We start from the raw sequence: 15,075 nt of genomic DNA, 5'->3' as shown, positions 1-15,075 counted from the left end.
TCAGCTCCCGACGGACCACCACACCGATGGAGAGGCAGGCATGGACGAGCGCATTCCGGTCCAACCCAACCCGGCGCGACCAGATACGGCGATCGAGACCGTTGTCGTGCCGCGCAGCAGCGACATCGGCGGGCTGGAGGTGCGACGCGCCCTGCCGTCGGCGCAGCGGCGGATGGTCGGCCCCTTCGTCTTCCTCGACCAGATGGGGCCGGCGCTGCTGCGGGCCGGCAGCGGGCTGGACGTGCGACCGCACCCCCACATCGGGCTGGCCACCGTCACCTATCTGTTCGATGGCGAGATTCTCCACCGCGACAGCCTGGGCACGGTGCGGACGATCCGGCCCGGCGCGGTGAACTGGATGACCGCCGGCAGCGGCATCGTCCATTCCGAGCGCACCCCGGCCGAATCGCGCGGCGCCGACAACCCGCTGGCCGGCATCCAGATGTGGGTCGCGCTGCCCAAGCCGCTGGAGGAGACCGCGCCGGCCTTCGTGCATCACCCGGCGGAGGCTCTGCCGGTCGCGGAAGGGGAGGGCAAGCGGGTGCGGCTGATCGCCGGGGAGATGTACGGTCTGCGTTCTCCGGTTTCCACACTGTCGCCGATGTTCTACGCCGACGCGGCGCTCGATGCCGGCGCGCGGCTGGAGCTGCCGGCCGAGCACGAGGAACGCGCGATCTACATCGCCGCCGGCCGGATCGAGGTCGCCGGCGACGGGTTCGACACCGGACGCCTGCTGGTCTTCCGCTCTGGCGACGCGATCGTCCTGACCGCCGTCGAGGCGTCGCGCGTCCTGCTGCTCGGCGGGGAGCCGTTGGACGGGCCGCGCCGGATGTGGTGGAATTTCGTCTCCAGTTCGCAGGATCGCATCGAGCAGGCCAAGGAGGATTGGCGGGCCGGGCGCTTCACCCCGGTGCCCGACGAGGGCGAGTCCATCCCGCTGCCCGAAACGCCGCCACCGCCGGTCCGCTACCCCTGACCATTCCCCATGGGGAAACCAGCCCTTGTGGAAAATCGGCTTGCCCGGCCAACATTTCGCATTTCCCACCGAGCGCTGTGGAAGTTTTCCACTTTCCGCTAGAAAATCTCGGGAATTGCGCAAGCCTCCGATTTGTCCCATAGTTCGGCCCGAAACCATTGGACTGAAACGAGCGGGACGACGACCGGTGGCAGAGAGGACGCACAACACTCCGGGGCAGAGCGGGATCTGGGAGCGTCCGGATTCCCTGTGGGAGGCCACCGCCCCGCCGCCGCCGGCCCTCGCCCCGCTGAACGGGTCGGCGCAGGCCGACCTGCTGGTGATCGGCGGCGGCTTCACCGGCCTGTCGGCGGCGCTGCACGCGGCCGAGGCCGGCAAGCGCGCCGTGGTGCTGGAGGCGTCGGAGATCGGGCGCGGCGCCTCGGGGCGCAACAACGGTCAGGTGATCCCGACGCTGACCCGCCCGGATCCGGACGACCTCGTGGCGCGCTTCGGCGGCGAGACGGGCGAGCGCTTCGTCGCGCTGATCCGCGACAGCGCCACCACGTTGTTCGATCTGGTGCGCCGCCTGAACATCGACTGCGCGGCGGAGCAGACCGGCTGGGTCCAGCCCGTCCACACGCCGGGCCGCATCAAGATCGCCGAGCGTCGCGCCGCCCAATGGGGCCGCCGTGGCGCGCCGGTCGAGCTGCTGGACCGCGCCGCCGTGTCGGCGATGCTGGGCACCGACGCCTATCACGGCGGTTGGATGAACCGCAGCGGCGGGCACATCAACCCGCTGGCCCTGGCGCGCGGCTTGGCCGCCAAGGCGGTCAAGGCCGGGGCGGCGGTCCACGTCAACTCCCCCGCGCTGTCGGTGGAGCGGCAGGGCGACATGTGGGTCGCCCGCACGCCGCAAGGCATCGTCACCGCCGACTCGCTGGTGCTGGGCACCAACGGCTACGCCGCCTCGGTCTTCCCGGAGATCCGGACGGAGGTCGTGCCGGTCCTGTCCTGGCAGATGGCGACCGCGCCGCTGGGCGAGGCCATCCGCAAGACGGTGCTGCCCGGCCGCCCGGCGATGTCCGACACCCATGGCGACCTGCGCTTCATGCGCTACACCGCCGACAACCGGTTGGTGAGCGGCGGCGCCCTGCTGATCCCGGCGAACGGGCCGGAGCGGTTGCGCCGCATCGTCGGCGAGCGGCTGGCCGGGCTGTTCCCGGCGTTGCGCGGCGTGACCTTCGACCATGTGTGGAACGGCCGCATCGCCATGACCACCGACTATTTCCCACGCGTCCACCGGCTGGGGCCGCACGGCTTCGCCTGGGCCGGCTGCAACGGGCGCGGCGTGGCGCTGTCGGTCTCGCTGGGGCGGGAGCTGGCGCGCGCGGCGCTGGGCCAGGACCCGGCGGAGTTGGCGCTGCCGCTGACGGCGCCCACCCCGCTTCCCTTCAACGCGCTGCTGCAAAAGATCGGGCCGTTGAAGATCCTGCAATACCGCTGGAACGACGCGCGGGAAATCTGATCGTGGCGGACATTCACAAGGAGGGCGCGGCGATGGCCGGCGAACCCGATTACCCGACTCTTCTGCGCAACGCCTACGCCATGCGCGCGGCGAGCTACGGCCACATGTTCGACGTCCTGCGTGACCGCTTCGGCACGGAGACGGCGCTGGAGATCGGGCAGGAATCGACCCGTCGGCTCGGGGAATCGATGGGCGTCAAGTTCGCGTCGCACGGCCCGGACGATCTGGCGGGGCTGTGCTACGCCTTCCTCGACGGCATCCCGATCCGCGACGCCATGTTCGCGCCGGAGATCGTCTGCTGCGATGACGAGACGTTGGAGATCCATTTCCACCGCTGCCCGCTGAAGGAGGCGTGGCAGGCGCAGGGGCGCTCCGAGGACGATCTGGAACTGCTCTGCCGCATGGCCGGCGCCATCGACGGCGGGCTGTTCGAGGCGGCCGGCTTCGTCTTCCGGGGCGAGACCTGGAAGCCGGGCGACGAGGGCTGCTGCCGCCTGAAGGTGCTTCCCGGTCCGACGCCCGCCGAACCCGCCGCCGACGCCAGCGCGTAAGAACGCCCGCCACCAACCATAAGAAAAGGTGCCACCGCCATGACCTTCCGCCGCCTCGCGCTCGCGACCGTTGCCGCCGCCGCCTTCGCCGCCCCGGCGCTCGCCGCCGACACGGTCAAGCTCGGTTACCAGCTGCCGCTGACCGGCGACACCGCCCAGTACGGCCAGGACTTCCGCAAGGCCGCCGAGATCGCGCTCGACGAGTTCAACGCCGCCGGCAAGCCCTTCAAGGTCGAGATCGTCTTCGAGGACAGTCGCTCCGACGCCAAGGAGGGCACCAACATCGCCCGCAAGTTCGTGGACGACAAGGCGATCGTCGGCGTGCTCGGCGACTTCACCTCGGGCGTGTCGATGGCCTCGGCGCAGGTCTACAAGGAGGCGGGCCTCGCCCAGCTCTCGCAGACCGCCTCGCACCCCGACTACACCAAAATCTCCAAGTACCAGTTCCGCAACATCGCCACCCAGGCCCAGGAAGGCCCCTACAACGCCCAGTGGATGGCGTCCAAGGGCTACAAGAACGTCGCGGTGATCGCCGAGCAGACCGATTGGGGCCAGTCGGTGGTCAGCGGCTATTCCGAGGCGGTCAAGGCCGGCGGCGGCACGGTCGCCTTCTCGGAGTTCTTCAACCGTGGCCTCAAGGACTACCGCTCGCTGATCAGCAAGATCGAGCGCGCGAAGCCCGACGCCATCTACACCGGCTTCTTCTACGAGGACGGCGCGCAGTTCCTCAAGCAACTGCAGCAGCTGGGCGTCAAGACCCCGGTCTACTCGACCTCGGCCGCCTACAGCCCCAAGCTGATCGAGCTGGCCGGCGACGCGGCGGAGGGCGTGCGGCTGACCTCCAACTTCCTGCCGACCGACCCGGCGCCGAACGTCCAGCATTTCGTCACGGAGTGGAAGAAGCGCTCCGCCGACGCGGTGCCCGGCCAGTTCCCGGCCCAGGCCTACGACGCCGTCCGCATCATGCTGGCCGCCGTGGAGAAGGCCCAGCCCAACCCCACCCGCGAAAAGGTGCGCGACGCGCTGGCCCAGACCACCGACTTCCCCGGCGTGACCGGCAAGACCACCTTCAACGCCGAGCGCGAGCCGGTGAAGGAGTTGGTGAAGGTCGAGGTGAAGGGCGGCGCCTTCGTGCCGGTCGCCGAGTAAGGCACTGTGTTTTTCCCTCTCCCGCCCCGGGAGAGGGAAGGGGCCCGCTAAAAGCGGGAAGGGTGAGGGGCTGTCGGGCGTGGTACGCAATCCATGCCCCGATAGCCCCTCACCCTCCCCATGCTGCCGCATGGGTCCCCTCCCTCTCCCGGGGCGGGAGAGGGCGATTTTCCTCCCGCGAAGAAGCCCGCATGATCGATCCCTATTACCTCCAGCAGTTGGCCATCGGCCTGTCGCTGGGCATGACCTACGCGCTGATGGCGATCGGCTTCACGCTGATCTTCGGCGTGCTGAACGTCGTCAACTTCGCCCATGGCGAGATCTACACGCTGGGCGCCTTCGCCGGGCTGGTGGTGATCTCGGCGACGGCGCCGCCGGTCGTCGCGGTGATCTTCGCGGTGCTGGCGGCCGGCGCGCTCGCCGGCTTCTCGCTGGAGCGGCTGGCCTTCAAGCCCTTTCGCCGCTTCACCGACGAGGCGTCGCTGAAATCGCGGGCGATGCGGGAATCGACGCTGCTGTCCTCTCTGGCGGTGTCCATCGTGGCGCGCGAGGCGCTGGAGCTCCTGTTCGGCTCGCAGATGCGCTCGGCCCCGGCGGAGTACCTGATCAACACCCCGGTGCGGGTCGGGCCGGTGATCCTGGTGACCGGCGACTTCATCATCTTCGGCGTCGCGGCGGTCATGCTGGTCGGCCTGCAATACCTGCTGACGCGGACCCGCGCCGGGCTGGCGATCCGTGCCGTGTCCAACAACCCACTGGGCGCCAAATACGTCGGTATCGACACCGACCGCACCATCATCCTCACCTTCGTCGTGGGCTCCATGATGGGGGCTGCGGCCGGCATCCTGATGGGGCTGTATTACGGGGCGGTGTTCCCGGCCATGGGCTTCGTGCCCGGCATCAAGGCCTTCGTCGCCATGGTGATGGGCGGGCTGTCCTCGATCCCCGGCGCGGTGATCTGCGCGCTGATCCTGGGCGTGTCCGAGAGCATGGCGACGACCTTCGTCTCCTCGGGCTGGTCGGACATGGTGGCCTACGGCTTCCTGATCCTGACGCTGGTCTTCTTCCCCAACGGCTTGTTCGGAGCGCGCCGTGAACGTGTCTGACCTGACGGCTCCCGGCCAAACTCCATCCGGCCTGACCGCGCCTGACCGGCGCCGGGGCTGGATCCTGCCGGCGCTGGTCGCCCTGGCGGTCTTCGTCGCGCTGCCGGCGGCGCTCGCCGCCTTCGACCGCGGCTATTTCTACCAGATCGCCAACCTCGCGCTGATCTTCGTGCTGCTGTCGGCCTCCATGCATCTGGTGACGGGGGTGGCCGGGCTGCTGCATCTGGGCCACGCCGCCTTCTACGGGGTCGGCGCCTACACCGCCGCGCTGATGACCTCCAAGCTGGGGCTCGGCTTCACCGTGACGCTGCCGGCCTCCGGGCTGGTCGCGGCGGCGGTCGCCTTCCTGGTGGCGCTGCCGACCATGCGGCTGGTCAGCATCTACTTCGCGGTGGCGACGCTCGCCATCGGGCAGATGCTCTATCTGGTCATGCTGAACTGGGTGGAGTTCACCAAGGGGCCGAACGGCGTCATCGTCACCAAGGGCTTCGAGCTGTTCGGGTTCGGCCTGTCGGGACGGATCGCCGCCTATTACACGGTGGCGGTGGTGGTGACGCTGTGCGTCGTCGCCATCGGGCGGCTCAGTCATTCCTATTACGGCAACGCGCTGCGCTCGATCCGCGAGGACGACCAGTGCGCCGACGCCATGGGCGTGCGGACCGTGCGCCTGAAGATGGAGGCCTTCACCCTGTCGGCCTTCTTCGCCGGGGTGGCGGGCGCGCTGTGGGCGCACATGACCGGCTACATCTCGCCGGGCGACTTCAAGTTCTCCGAATCCATCCTGATCCTGGCGATGGTGGTGGTGGGCGGGCTGGGCAGCCTGCCCGGCGCCGTCATCGGCGCGCTGCTGCTGATCCTGCTGCCCGAGGGCCTTCGGGGCTTGGGCGATTTCCGCAACGTCATGGTGGGGCTGGTGATGTTCCTGTCGATCCTGCTGCTGCCCAAGGGGCTGCTGGGGGAGGTCTCGGCGCTCGGTCTCGTGCGCCGGCAGTTCGGCGCCGCGTGGCGGCGCACGGCGGGCGGGGAGGGGATCGGCTGGCGATGACCCGACTTCTCGACATCCGCAACGCCAGCCGCCGCTTCGGCGGCGTGCTGGCCGTCAACGACGTGACCGCCCATGTGGACGAGGGCGAACTGGTCGGGCTGATCGGTCCCAACGGGGCCGGCAAGACGACGCTGTTCAACCTGATCTCCGGCTTCACGCCGCTGTCCTCCGGGACCGTCGCCTTCGGCGGCCGGCCGCTGGCCGGGCTGACCACCAACCAAGTGGCGCGGCTCGGCATGAGCCGGACCTTCCAGAACCTGCGCGTCTTCCCCAACATGACGGTCTTCGACAATGTATCGGTCGGCGCGGTGGGCGCGTTGCCACAGGGGGCGCTGGGCGCGCTGTTCGGCGGACTCTCGGAAAGCGGCCGCCAACGCAGCGCCGACATCAGCCGCCGGACCTGGGAGGCGCTGGAGGCGGTCGGGCTGACCCAAGTCGCCGGGGAACTCGCCGCCAACCTGCCCTACGGGCAGCGCAAGTATCTGGAGATCGCCCGCGCGCTCGCCATGAAGCCGCGCTTCCTGATCCTGGACGAGCCCGCCGCCGGCCTCAACGACACCGAGACCCGCGACCTGGCCGCCTTCATCAAGCGGCTGCACGGGCAGGGGCTGACCGTCATGCTGGTGGAGCACGACATGACGCTGGTCATGGGCATCTGCCAGCGCATCCTGGTGCTGGCCTCGGGCCGCAAGATCGCCGACGGCACGCCGGACGCGATCCGCAACGACCCGGCCGTCCTGGAAGCCTATCTGGGAGTCGACGCATGACCGCGCCGCTGCTCGCCATCGAGAACCTGCACGTCGCCATGGGGCCGCAGGAGATCCTGCACGGGGTCAGCCTGTCGGTGCCCGAGGGCTCCATCGTCGCCGTGCTCGGTTCCAACGGGGTGGGGAAGACCACGCTGATGCGGGCGGTGTCTGGTATCTACCGGGCCAGGCAGGGAAGCATCGCCTTTCGCGGCCAGCCCATCGCCAATTTGCCGGCGCACCGCATCGTCCAACTGGGCCTGTCGCAGGCGCCGGAGGGGCGGCAGATTTTCTCGAACATGAGCGTGCGCGAGAATCTGGTGCTCGGCGGCGGCGAGGTGGGCCTGGGCGAGTTGGACCGCGTGCTGGGGATGTTCCCGGTGCTGTCCGAGCGCATGAAGCAGAACGCCGGCTCGCTGTCGGGCGGCGAGCAGCAGATGCTGTGCATCGCCCGCGCGCTGATGCGGCGGCCGGCGCTGCTGCTGCTCGACGAGCCGTCGCTGGGGCTGGCGCCCAAGATCGTCGCGCAGATCTTCGATCTGGTGCGGCGCATCCGCTCGGAGGGCGTGTCGATCCTGCTGGTCGAGCAGAACGCCCGCGCCGCGTTGCGCATCGCCGATTTCGCGGCGGTGATGGAGGACGGGCGCATCGCCCTGTCCGGCCCGGCCGAGCAGTTGCGCGACGACCCCCGCATCGCCGAGGCCTATCTCGGCGGCCACACGCATTGACGCCACGCGCCGTCGCCCAAGGAAAGGGAGAGCAAAATGAGCCAACCCGCAGCCGACACGCCCGCGACCGACAAACCGGTCATGGGTATCCTGGAGCGGCGCCGGATCGAGGCGGAGATCCTGAAGCCGGTCTACGAGGAGATGGCCGCCCGCCTCGGTGAGACGCTGGCGCAGGAGATCCTGGGCGCCGCCATCACCAAGGCGGCGCTGGCCGCCGCCTCGGCCTTCGCCGCGACCGAGCCCGACGGCACCAGCCTGAACAGCTTCGCCGATCTCCAGCATCTGTGGACCAAGGACGACGCGTTGCGCATCGAGGTGAAGCGGCGGGACGACACGCATTTCGACTACGACGTCACGCGCTGCCGCTACACCGAGATGTACCGGGAACTGGGGGTGGGGCACATCGGGCATCTGCTGTCGTGCAACCGCGACGCCGCCTTCTGCACCGGCTACGACCCGCGCATCACGATGGAGCGCACGCAGACCCTGATGCAGGGCGCCGACCGCTGCGACTTCCGCTACCGCTTCGAGGCGAAGGGCGAGTAGGGGCGGGGGAAGCCCGAGAAAAGGCCACGCTCCATTCGGGGGCGTGGCTGGGCCTGTTCTGGATTCACGTATTTCCCGGAGCCGAGCTACACGCAGTGGGCGAATCGTTGCATTATATTCAGTGTTTTAGTAAAAATTTCAGGAATCCTTATTCCAAAAGCATACTGAGGTGGATAGAAATGTCTGTTAAACGGTTGCGATCCATGTTGTTCGCTCTGAGCACGCTGATGTTGGTCAGCGCCTGCGCAAGCTCGCATATGCGGGATGTTCCAGAGCCGGTCACGGTTTCCAAACCCACCGACAACACCGCGACGCTTGTCCTCATGCGGCCATCGATATTTGGAGGCGCGATCCAATCCTCGGTGTTCGATATCACCAGTGGGGACCCCCAGTTTGTCGGCATTGTCTCTGCCGGCAAGAAGCTTGCGTATGAGGCGCCTGCCGGTAAGCGCCGCCTTATGGTCGTCGGTGAATCCGCCGACTTCATGGATGCGGATTTTGCTGCCGAGCAAATTTACTTCGCTCGCGTCGCTCCACGTCTTGGGCTTTGGAAAGCGCGGTTTTCTCTGGAGCCAGTCCCTGCTTCGTCGCCGGATCTTGAAAGTGACCTGCGAGCTTGTACTTGGGTCGAAAATACCCCGGCGTCGCGTGACTGGGCCCGCTCGAACATGGTCAACATCAATGCGAAGAAGGCGGAATACCTGCCGGATTGGAACTCAGGATCAGACAAGCCCTTCCTCGCCCAAGACACGGGTAGGAAAGCTCGGCAGTAAATCATCTGCGAGGCCCTCTGCAGCCTGGAGTTATCTAAGATCCGTAGGGTGAAATGGCTGGCGGCGTATGGCGCGGCGGTGATTTGGTCCGAGGCAAGCGTGCCGTTCTCTCATCACCGCCGCGCGTATCTTCAGGACTGGCCGGGCACACTTCAGAATGGAACCTACCAAAGGGGGAGTTTAAAACGCATAACCATTCTTATGGAAAATAAAGTCGAATTACATCACCGGAAGGATCGCGATGTCGCGCACCTCGCCCTGAAGCCCCGCGATCGTGCCGACCTCGGTCGCCGCGCCGGTTTCGAGGTTGACCGTGTAGAGTGTTTTCCCGGCCGCCAGGAAGGCGGTGTTCTTGCCGTCCTCGGTCGCCTGGATGTCGAAGGCGTAGGTCTTCGGCGCGTCCTTGATCCCGAGGGCGCCGATGGTCTTCAAGGTGCCGTCGTTCGGCTTGGTCTGTTGCACCAAGGCGCCCATCGTCGCGTCGATGTTGTACATCGCCGTCTTTTCCGGCTTGCCCCAGGAATTGGTGTAGGCCGCCGCCATGATGTTCGGCGCTTTGGCCTTGTTCGCGTCGCCGTCCTCGAAGGCGAGCGTGCCGTCGACCGTGACGGCGCCGGTGTCGGGATGGACGCGGTGGTTGGTGGTGCCGGTCATGAAGCGCAGACGATCGGCCATCGGGTTGAAATCGACCACGACCGGGGCCTGCGCCACCGTCAGCGTCTTGTCCATCCTGGCGGTTTCGGTCGCGGCGCCGGTGCTCAGATCAATTGAGACGATGCGGTGATCCGGCGTGACACCGATGACGGTCTTGTTGCCCGGACGGAAATCGATGCCGACCAACTTGTCGATTCCCTTTACCTCCATGGTCTTGGTGACAGCCGGCTTGGCCGTGTCGAACAGGATCAGCGTCTTGTCGCCGGTCAGGCCGAGGACCGGTGCGGCGCTGGCCGCCACGGCCGAACCGGCAAGCAGCGTGGACGTGATCAGGGCGGTCCTGAGGGTGTTGTTCATGGCTTTTCTCCCGTGCGTTTCCGTCGCGAGAGCGGCGCGGCGCGCAGCCTTTGGCCGCTCTCGAACTGAGGACCCACGGGCCGCCTCGTTTGGATGCAGGCCCCGAAAATATTTTTCCGCGATGCCTTCGTTGTCCGGCCCCACATGCAGGGATGTTACGCTGTGGGACCGCGATGGAGGGTGACGTTGAATGTGATGCAGGCGCAGATGGACGATCTCGGGCCTGACCTCGCGGCCTGCGCCAGGGGCGATCGGAACGGCTTGAAGCGCATTTTCGACGGCGAAGCCGGACGCCTGATCGCCATCGCGGAGCGCATCGTCCGCCGCCGGGATCTCGCCGAGGAGGTCGTGCAGGAGGCCTTTCTCCGCATCTGGACGAGCGCCCATCAATACACGCCCGAACGCGGGTCGGCGCGCGGCTGGATCACCGCCATCGTCCGCAACCGGGCGCTCAACCTGCTGCGCGACGGCAAGCGCGAGGATCTGGTGGCCGACGACCGGCTGGAAGCCCTGCTGGACACCGACCAATTCGAGAAGATCATGGCGTCGTGGCACAGGCTGGACCAGGACAGCCGGCTGCGCGACTGCCTGGGAGCGCTCGACGAGACCAAGCGGCGCGGCATCCTGATGGCCTATGTCGGCGGCTACAGCCACGGCGAGATCGCCGGCCGGCTGCGCGTTCCGCTCGGCACGACGAAATCCTGGATCCGCCGGGGCCTCACGGCGCTGCGGGAGTGCATGGCATGAGACACGACCGCAAGGATCTTCCCGAGATCGCCGACGAGTATGTGCTTGGCCTGCTGGAGCCAAGCGCCCAGGCCGAGGTCGAAGCCGCGATGGAGCGGGACGCCGCTCTGCGCGCCGCCGTCGCCGCCAGCCGGGAGCGCTTCCTGCCGCTCGACACGGCGGTCGAACCGGCGGCCGTCGATGAAGGGCTGTGGGGCAGGATCGAGGCGGCGCTACCGACAGCACCAGCCATTCCGGCCGGGAGGTCCGTCTCTGCCGGCTCTTCCCCCTCCTCCAACGACAACCGCCCGCGCGCGTGGCGGGCGACGGCGCTTTCGGCGCTCGCCGCCTCCCTGCTGCTCGCGGTTGGACTGGCCTGGAGCCTCACGCGGACCGTGGAGCCGCTGGTGATCGCCGTGCTGCTCAACGAGACGGGCGAGGCCCAGGCCGTCGTCGAGGATTTCGGCAACGACACCGCCAAGGTTCGGCTGCTCAACGAATTCGCCGTGCCGGCCGACAAGACCATCCAGGTCTGGACCCTGCCCTCGCGCGAGATGGGGCCTGTATCGCTCGGCCTCGTCCGGGGTTCGCAATCGGCGGTCTTGCAGGCGCCGGCGCTTCCCAGGCCCCGGCGCGACCAGCTCTACGAGCTGACGCTCGAACAGGCGGGCGGCTCCCCCACCGGCCGGCCGACCGGTCCGATCCTGGCCAAAGGGTTCGCCAGACGGCCGCTTTAAGGCGGAAAGCGGAGGCAGATCAATGACGGTCGGACGGCCGAGGGCTCAACGTCCCTCCGGCTTCCATGAACCATGGACCCGTCATCATGGACAATCGACGTCGGCCATTACCTGATGAACCTCGGCGCGGTGACCCTGGGCAACTGGGTCGGCGGGGCCGTGCTGGGCGGCGCGGTCTACTGGTTCATTTACCGGCGGCCCCGCGTCCGGCACTGACGCCCTGCCCCATCTTCCGTCCGGTCAGGGATCGAGCACCACCGCCCCACCCGGATTCTCGGTGACGGCCAAGGTCTCGAAATACTCGATTTCCGGGTAGGTGCCGTAGCGGGCGAGGATTCCGTCCAGCCACGGCCCCTGATAGAAGCGCTTGGCGTCGGCGACGCTGGCCCATTGGTAGACGCCGCCGGCGGTGCCGGTCTCGCTCCAGATGAACTGCTTGCGGATCAAGCCGGGGATGTCGCCGAACCCGGCGGCGATGCGGTGGAAATGCTCCCGGCACGCCTCGCGCCCGATGGTGGCGGGCAAGCGGTAGCGGACGATGGCGGTGATCATGCGGTTCTCCTCACCACGTCCCGGCCAAGCCGAGCAGTTCCAGGATCGCGTGGCGCAGCTCGGTCAGCACCGGGTCGCCGCGATGGCGCGGGTAGTCGCGGTCGATGCGCAGGTCGGCCGTCACCTTGGCGGGCCGCTCGCTGAACACGATGACGCGGGTCGCCATGAACAGCGCTTCCTCGATGTCGTGGGTCACCAGCAGCGCGGTGAAGCCGGCGCGCCGCCACAGATCGACCAGTTCGCTCTGCATGGTCAGCCGGGTCAGGCTGTCGAGCTTGCCCAGCGGCTCGTCGAGGATCAGCAGGCGCGGGTCGTTGACCAGCGCGCGGGCGAGAGCCGCGCGCTGCGCCATGCCGCCCGACAGCTGGTGCGGGTAGGCCTTGGCGAAGCCCGTCAGCCCGACGAGCGCGAGCGCCTCGTCGATCCGGTGGCCCTGGCTGCGCAAAAGCCCTCGCGCCTCCAGCCCGAGCGCCACGTTGTCGCGCACGGTCCGCCACGGGTAGAGCGTCGGGTCCTGGAAGACCACGACGCGCGACGGGTCCGGCCCCTGGATCGGGCGGCTGTCGGCGAGGATGCGGCCCCGGCTCGGCGGCTCCAGCCCGGCGATCAGGCGCAGCAGGGTGGACTTGCCGCAGCCCGACGGCCCCAGCAAGGCGACGAACTCGCCCGGCTCGACCCGCAGGTCGACGCCGTCCAGCACCGGCAGCGGCGCGCCATGCAGCTCGAAGCGGTGGCTGACGCCGCGCGCGTCGATGGTCATGCCGGCGGGATCGACCGAGGCAGGATGTTCGGCGATCTGTTGGAGGGCTACCATTTCAACATTCCCTTCTGCCACGCGAGCAGGCGGTCGCGGACGCGGAACAGCAGCGTCACCAGACCGGAGCAGACCAGCGCCATCACCAGCAGCGCCGCGTACATGTTGGCGTAGGCCGCCCAGCCTTGCGCCCATTGCAGGTACCAGCCGATGCCCGACTTCACGCCCAGCATCTCGGCCACCACCAGCACGGCGAAGGACGCGCCCAACCCCATGAACAGCCCGACGAAGACGTGCGGCATGGCGGCGGGAACGGCGACGCGCAACACCAGGAAGCGCTGCGAAGCCCCCAGCGTGCGGGCGATGTCGTAATAGGCGCTGTTCACCCCGGCCACGCCCGACCAGGTCAGGATGGTCACCGGCACGCCGGTGGCGAGCGCGATCAGGAAGACGCTGGCGCTCCAACTCGACGGGAAGGCGAAGAAGGCGATGGGCAGCCAGGCGGTGGCCGGCAGCGGCCCGATCAACCGCAGCACCGGATGCACCCAATAGCCCACCGCCCGCGACCAGCCGATGGCGACGCCGGTGACGATGCCCAGCGCGGCGCCGATGGCGTAGCCGGTGAACAGCAGTTTCAGCGACGCGGCGAAGCAGTCCAGCAGGCGCGGCCAGTCGTCGAGATAGACCTCCAGCAGCGCCTGCGGCGGGGCGAAGAAGGGGCGCGGCAGCAGGTTCAGCTTCGCCGTCAGGATCTCCCACCCGATCAGGCCAAGCGCCAGCACCACCAGCCACGGCACCGCCGCGACCAGACGGTCGGTGACCGGCTTCCATCGGGCGACGCCGCTCAGCGAGAAGGGCAGCGCCAGCACCAGCGCGCCGCCGGCCACGACCAGCAGGCTGGCGAACTCGCCGGTGCGCGGCCAGGCGTCGGGATCGGAATCCGGCCATAGGGCGGTGACGGCGGCGGCGGCGAACCACAGCCCCGCCGCCGCCGCCAGACCGAAGCGCGCCCGGATCCCGGACGCGGAGAGGGCTTCCCCCTCCGCTCCCCCGTCCTCCGCCATCAGACCGGCGGCCGTGTCGTTGACGCTCATGATGCCGTCTCCGTTCCTCGGACCGGTCAGCCGAACACGTCGGTCGTGACGCGCTCCGCGAATTTGGCGGTGTCGGTGGTCGGCTTGAACACCTTCACCGACTTCAGCGCCTCGGCGTATTGCGCGACCTCGCGACGGATGTCGTTGCCCTGCGGGTGGTGGTGGTGGGTGTGGCTGCTGAGCTGCGCGGTCAAATCCTCCAGGCTCGCCTTGGGGGCGTATTCCTGATAGGCCTTGGCGGCTTCCGCCGGGTTGTGGGCGCTGTAGTCCTGCGCCTCGAGCAGGGCGCGGACCAGCGCCTGGACCGCCGGCTTGTCGTCGCGCAGCAGCGTGTTGCGCACGCCGACCACGCAGCAGACCCGGTTGGCGTATTCGCCGGACAGGTTGCTGGCGATCTCCACGAGGTTGCCCGACTTCAGGAACTGGTAGGCGACCGGATCCCAGTGGGCGATGGCCTGCGCCTCGCCCTTGTCGACCGCGACGCCCAGCAGGTCGCCGGGGTAGACGCGCCATTCGACCTCGGTGTTGGGGTCGATACCGTCCTTGGCCAGCAGGATCGAGAAGAAATGCTTGGCCGGGCTGGCGAGGTCGCTGATCCCCACCACCTTGCCGCGCAGTTGCTTGATGTCGGTGACGCCGCCGGCCTTGGGGGTCAGCAGCCGCATGCAGCCGCCGTGCACGCCGGTGGCGATCTTGACGTCGAAGCCCTGCTCCAGCGGCTTCAACCATCGCAGCGCCATGCCGTGGCCGGCGTCGGCCTTGCCGGTGGCGATGGCCTCCAGAAGCTGTTCGGTCGAGCCGGCGAAATTCACGTATTCGACGTCCAGCCCATGTTTGGCGAAGAAGCCGTTCTTCTGCGCGACCACGATGGGCGCGCCGCAGACGGCGCCGGTGTTCCAGGCCAGCCGGATCGGCTTCAGCGCCGCCGGAGCGGGGGCGGCCAGCACGGACGGGATCACGCCGCCGAGCGCGGCGGCAGAGGCGGCGACGGCGCCCGCGCGCAGCAGCGAACGGCGGGACAGGCTGGACGGATCGAACAGGGACGGCGCGGTCATGGGAAGGCGGGCTCCAGGA

At 68.4% G+C, this 15,075-nt stretch carries 18 protein-coding genes; 13 read left to right on the top strand and 5 right to left on the bottom strand.

The features are described 5' to 3' along the window. Window positions 1-40: 40 nt before the first annotated feature. From EJ913_RS27640 to EJ913_RS27595, 10 genes are all read left to right on the top strand, one after another. The gene (locus tag EJ913_RS27640; protein WP_127004027.1) at window positions 41-976 is read left to right on the top strand and encodes a pirin family protein; all 936 of its coding nucleotides are present in this window, start codon (window positions 41-43) and stop codon (window positions 974-976) included. 187 nt (window positions 977-1,163) lie between these two features. After that, window positions 1,164-2,483 (top strand): NAD(P)/FAD-dependent oxidoreductase, encoded by a 1,320-nt coding sequence (locus EJ913_RS27635; RefSeq protein ID WP_211099054.1) that lies wholly within the window; start codon window positions 1,164-1,166, stop codon window positions 2,481-2,483. A 2-nt stretch (window positions 2,484-2,485) separates the two neighbouring features. Beyond that, entirely contained in the window at window positions 2,486-3,034 is a 549-nt protein-coding gene (locus EJ913_RS27630; protein WP_244939516.1) for an L-2-amino-thiazoline-4-carboxylic acid hydrolase, read from the top strand. Window positions 3,035-3,073: 39 nt separating this feature from the next. After that, window positions 3,074-4,183, top strand: coding sequence for an ABC transporter substrate-binding protein (locus EJ913_RS27625; protein ID WP_127004025.1), 1,110 nt, complete (start codon window positions 3,074-3,076; stop codon window positions 4,181-4,183). A 191-nt stretch (window positions 4,184-4,374) separates the two neighbouring features. Beyond that, window positions 4,375-5,289, top strand: a complete 915-nt coding sequence (locus EJ913_RS27620) for a branched-chain amino acid ABC transporter permease (RefSeq protein WP_127004023.1) — start codon at window positions 4,375-4,377, stop codon at window positions 5,287-5,289. Next, window positions 5,276-6,334 (top strand): branched-chain amino acid ABC transporter permease, encoded by a 1,059-nt coding sequence (locus EJ913_RS27615; RefSeq protein ID WP_211099053.1) that lies wholly within the window; start codon window positions 5,276-5,278, stop codon window positions 6,332-6,334. The genes EJ913_RS27620 and EJ913_RS27615 overlap by 14 nt, the downstream gene beginning before the upstream one ends. After that, window positions 6,331-7,101 (top strand): ABC transporter ATP-binding protein, encoded by a 771-nt coding sequence (locus tag EJ913_RS27610; protein WP_127004021.1) that lies wholly within the window; start codon window positions 6,331-6,333, stop codon window positions 7,099-7,101. The genes EJ913_RS27615 and EJ913_RS27610 overlap by 4 nt, the downstream gene beginning before the upstream one ends. Beyond that, entirely contained in the window at window positions 7,098-7,808 is a 711-nt protein-coding gene (locus tag EJ913_RS27605; protein ID WP_127004019.1) for an ABC transporter ATP-binding protein, read from the top strand. Before EJ913_RS27610 ends, EJ913_RS27605 begins: the two co-directional genes overlap by 4 nt. A 36-nt stretch (window positions 7,809-7,844) precedes the next feature. Continuing rightward, complete coding sequence (locus EJ913_RS27600) at window positions 7,845-8,354, top strand: L-2-amino-thiazoline-4-carboxylic acid hydrolase (protein ID WP_127004017.1); 510 nt, start codon at window positions 7,845-7,847, stop codon at window positions 8,352-8,354. Between the two features lie 203 nt (window positions 8,355-8,557). Continuing rightward, complete coding sequence (locus EJ913_RS27595; RefSeq protein WP_127004015.1) at window positions 8,558-9,127, top strand: hypothetical protein; 570 nt, start codon at window positions 8,558-8,560, stop codon at window positions 9,125-9,127. 219 nt (window positions 9,128-9,346) lie between these two features. Here EJ913_RS27595 and EJ913_RS27590 read toward each other — a convergent pair whose 3' ends face one another. Then, window positions 9,347-10,138 (bottom strand): DUF4394 domain-containing protein, encoded by a 792-nt coding sequence (locus EJ913_RS27590; protein WP_127004013.1) that lies wholly within the window; start codon window positions 10,136-10,138, stop codon window positions 9,347-9,349. A 195-nt stretch (window positions 10,139-10,333) separates the two neighbouring features. On the opposite strand from EJ913_RS27590, the gene EJ913_RS27585 reads away from it, so the two are divergent. The 3 genes from EJ913_RS27585 to EJ913_RS27575 all read left to right on the top strand — a co-directional run bounded on the left by EJ913_RS27585 (window position 10,334) and on the right by EJ913_RS27575 (window position 11,817). After that, on the top strand, window positions 10,334-10,885 hold the full coding sequence (locus EJ913_RS27585) for a sigma-70 family RNA polymerase sigma factor (RefSeq protein ID WP_127004051.1): 552 nt from the start codon (window positions 10,334-10,336) through the stop codon (window positions 10,883-10,885). Next, window positions 10,882-11,601 carry an anti-sigma factor gene (locus EJ913_RS27580; RefSeq protein ID WP_127004010.1) on the top strand — a complete coding sequence of 240 codons (720 nt, stop codon included), beginning with the start codon at window positions 10,882-10,884 and terminating at the stop codon, window positions 11,599-11,601. Before EJ913_RS27585 ends, EJ913_RS27580 begins: the two co-directional genes overlap by 4 nt. A 72-nt stretch (window positions 11,602-11,673) precedes the next feature. Next, the gene (locus tag EJ913_RS27575; protein ID WP_238520223.1) at window positions 11,674-11,817 is read left to right on the top strand and encodes a hypothetical protein; all 144 of its coding nucleotides are present in this window, start codon (window positions 11,674-11,676) and stop codon (window positions 11,815-11,817) included. A gap of 24 nt (window positions 11,818-11,841) precedes the next feature. On the opposite strand, the gene EJ913_RS27570 is transcribed toward EJ913_RS27575, so the two are convergent. The 4 genes from EJ913_RS27570 to EJ913_RS27555 are packed head-to-tail and all read right to left on the bottom strand — an operon-like array spanning window position 11,842 to window position 15,056. Further along, window positions 11,842-12,153 (bottom strand): hypothetical protein, encoded by a 312-nt coding sequence (locus EJ913_RS27570; protein WP_127004008.1) that lies wholly within the window; start codon window positions 12,151-12,153, stop codon window positions 11,842-11,844. A gap of 10 nt (window positions 12,154-12,163) precedes the next feature. Then, window positions 12,164-12,967 (bottom strand): ABC transporter ATP-binding protein, encoded by an 804-nt coding sequence (locus EJ913_RS27565; RefSeq protein ID WP_127004006.1) that lies wholly within the window; start codon window positions 12,965-12,967, stop codon window positions 12,164-12,166. After that, complete coding sequence (locus tag EJ913_RS27560) at window positions 12,961-14,001, bottom strand: ABC transporter permease (protein ID WP_127004004.1); 1,041 nt, start codon at window positions 13,999-14,001, stop codon at window positions 12,961-12,963. Before EJ913_RS27560 ends, EJ913_RS27565 begins: the two co-directional genes overlap by 7 nt. Window positions 14,002-14,027: 26 nt before the next feature. Further along, window positions 14,028-15,056 (bottom strand): ABC transporter substrate-binding protein, encoded by a 1,029-nt coding sequence (locus EJ913_RS27555; protein WP_127004002.1) that lies wholly within the window; start codon window positions 15,054-15,056, stop codon window positions 14,028-14,030. Window positions 15,057-15,075 lie beyond the last annotated feature (19 nt).

It is taken from the genome of Azospirillum doebereinerae, from assembly GCF_003989665.1.
GTDB lineage: Bacteria > Pseudomonadota > Alphaproteobacteria > Azospirillales > Azospirillaceae > Azospirillum > Azospirillum doebereinerae.
This window is presented reverse-complemented; position numbering and strand designations above follow the sequence as displayed.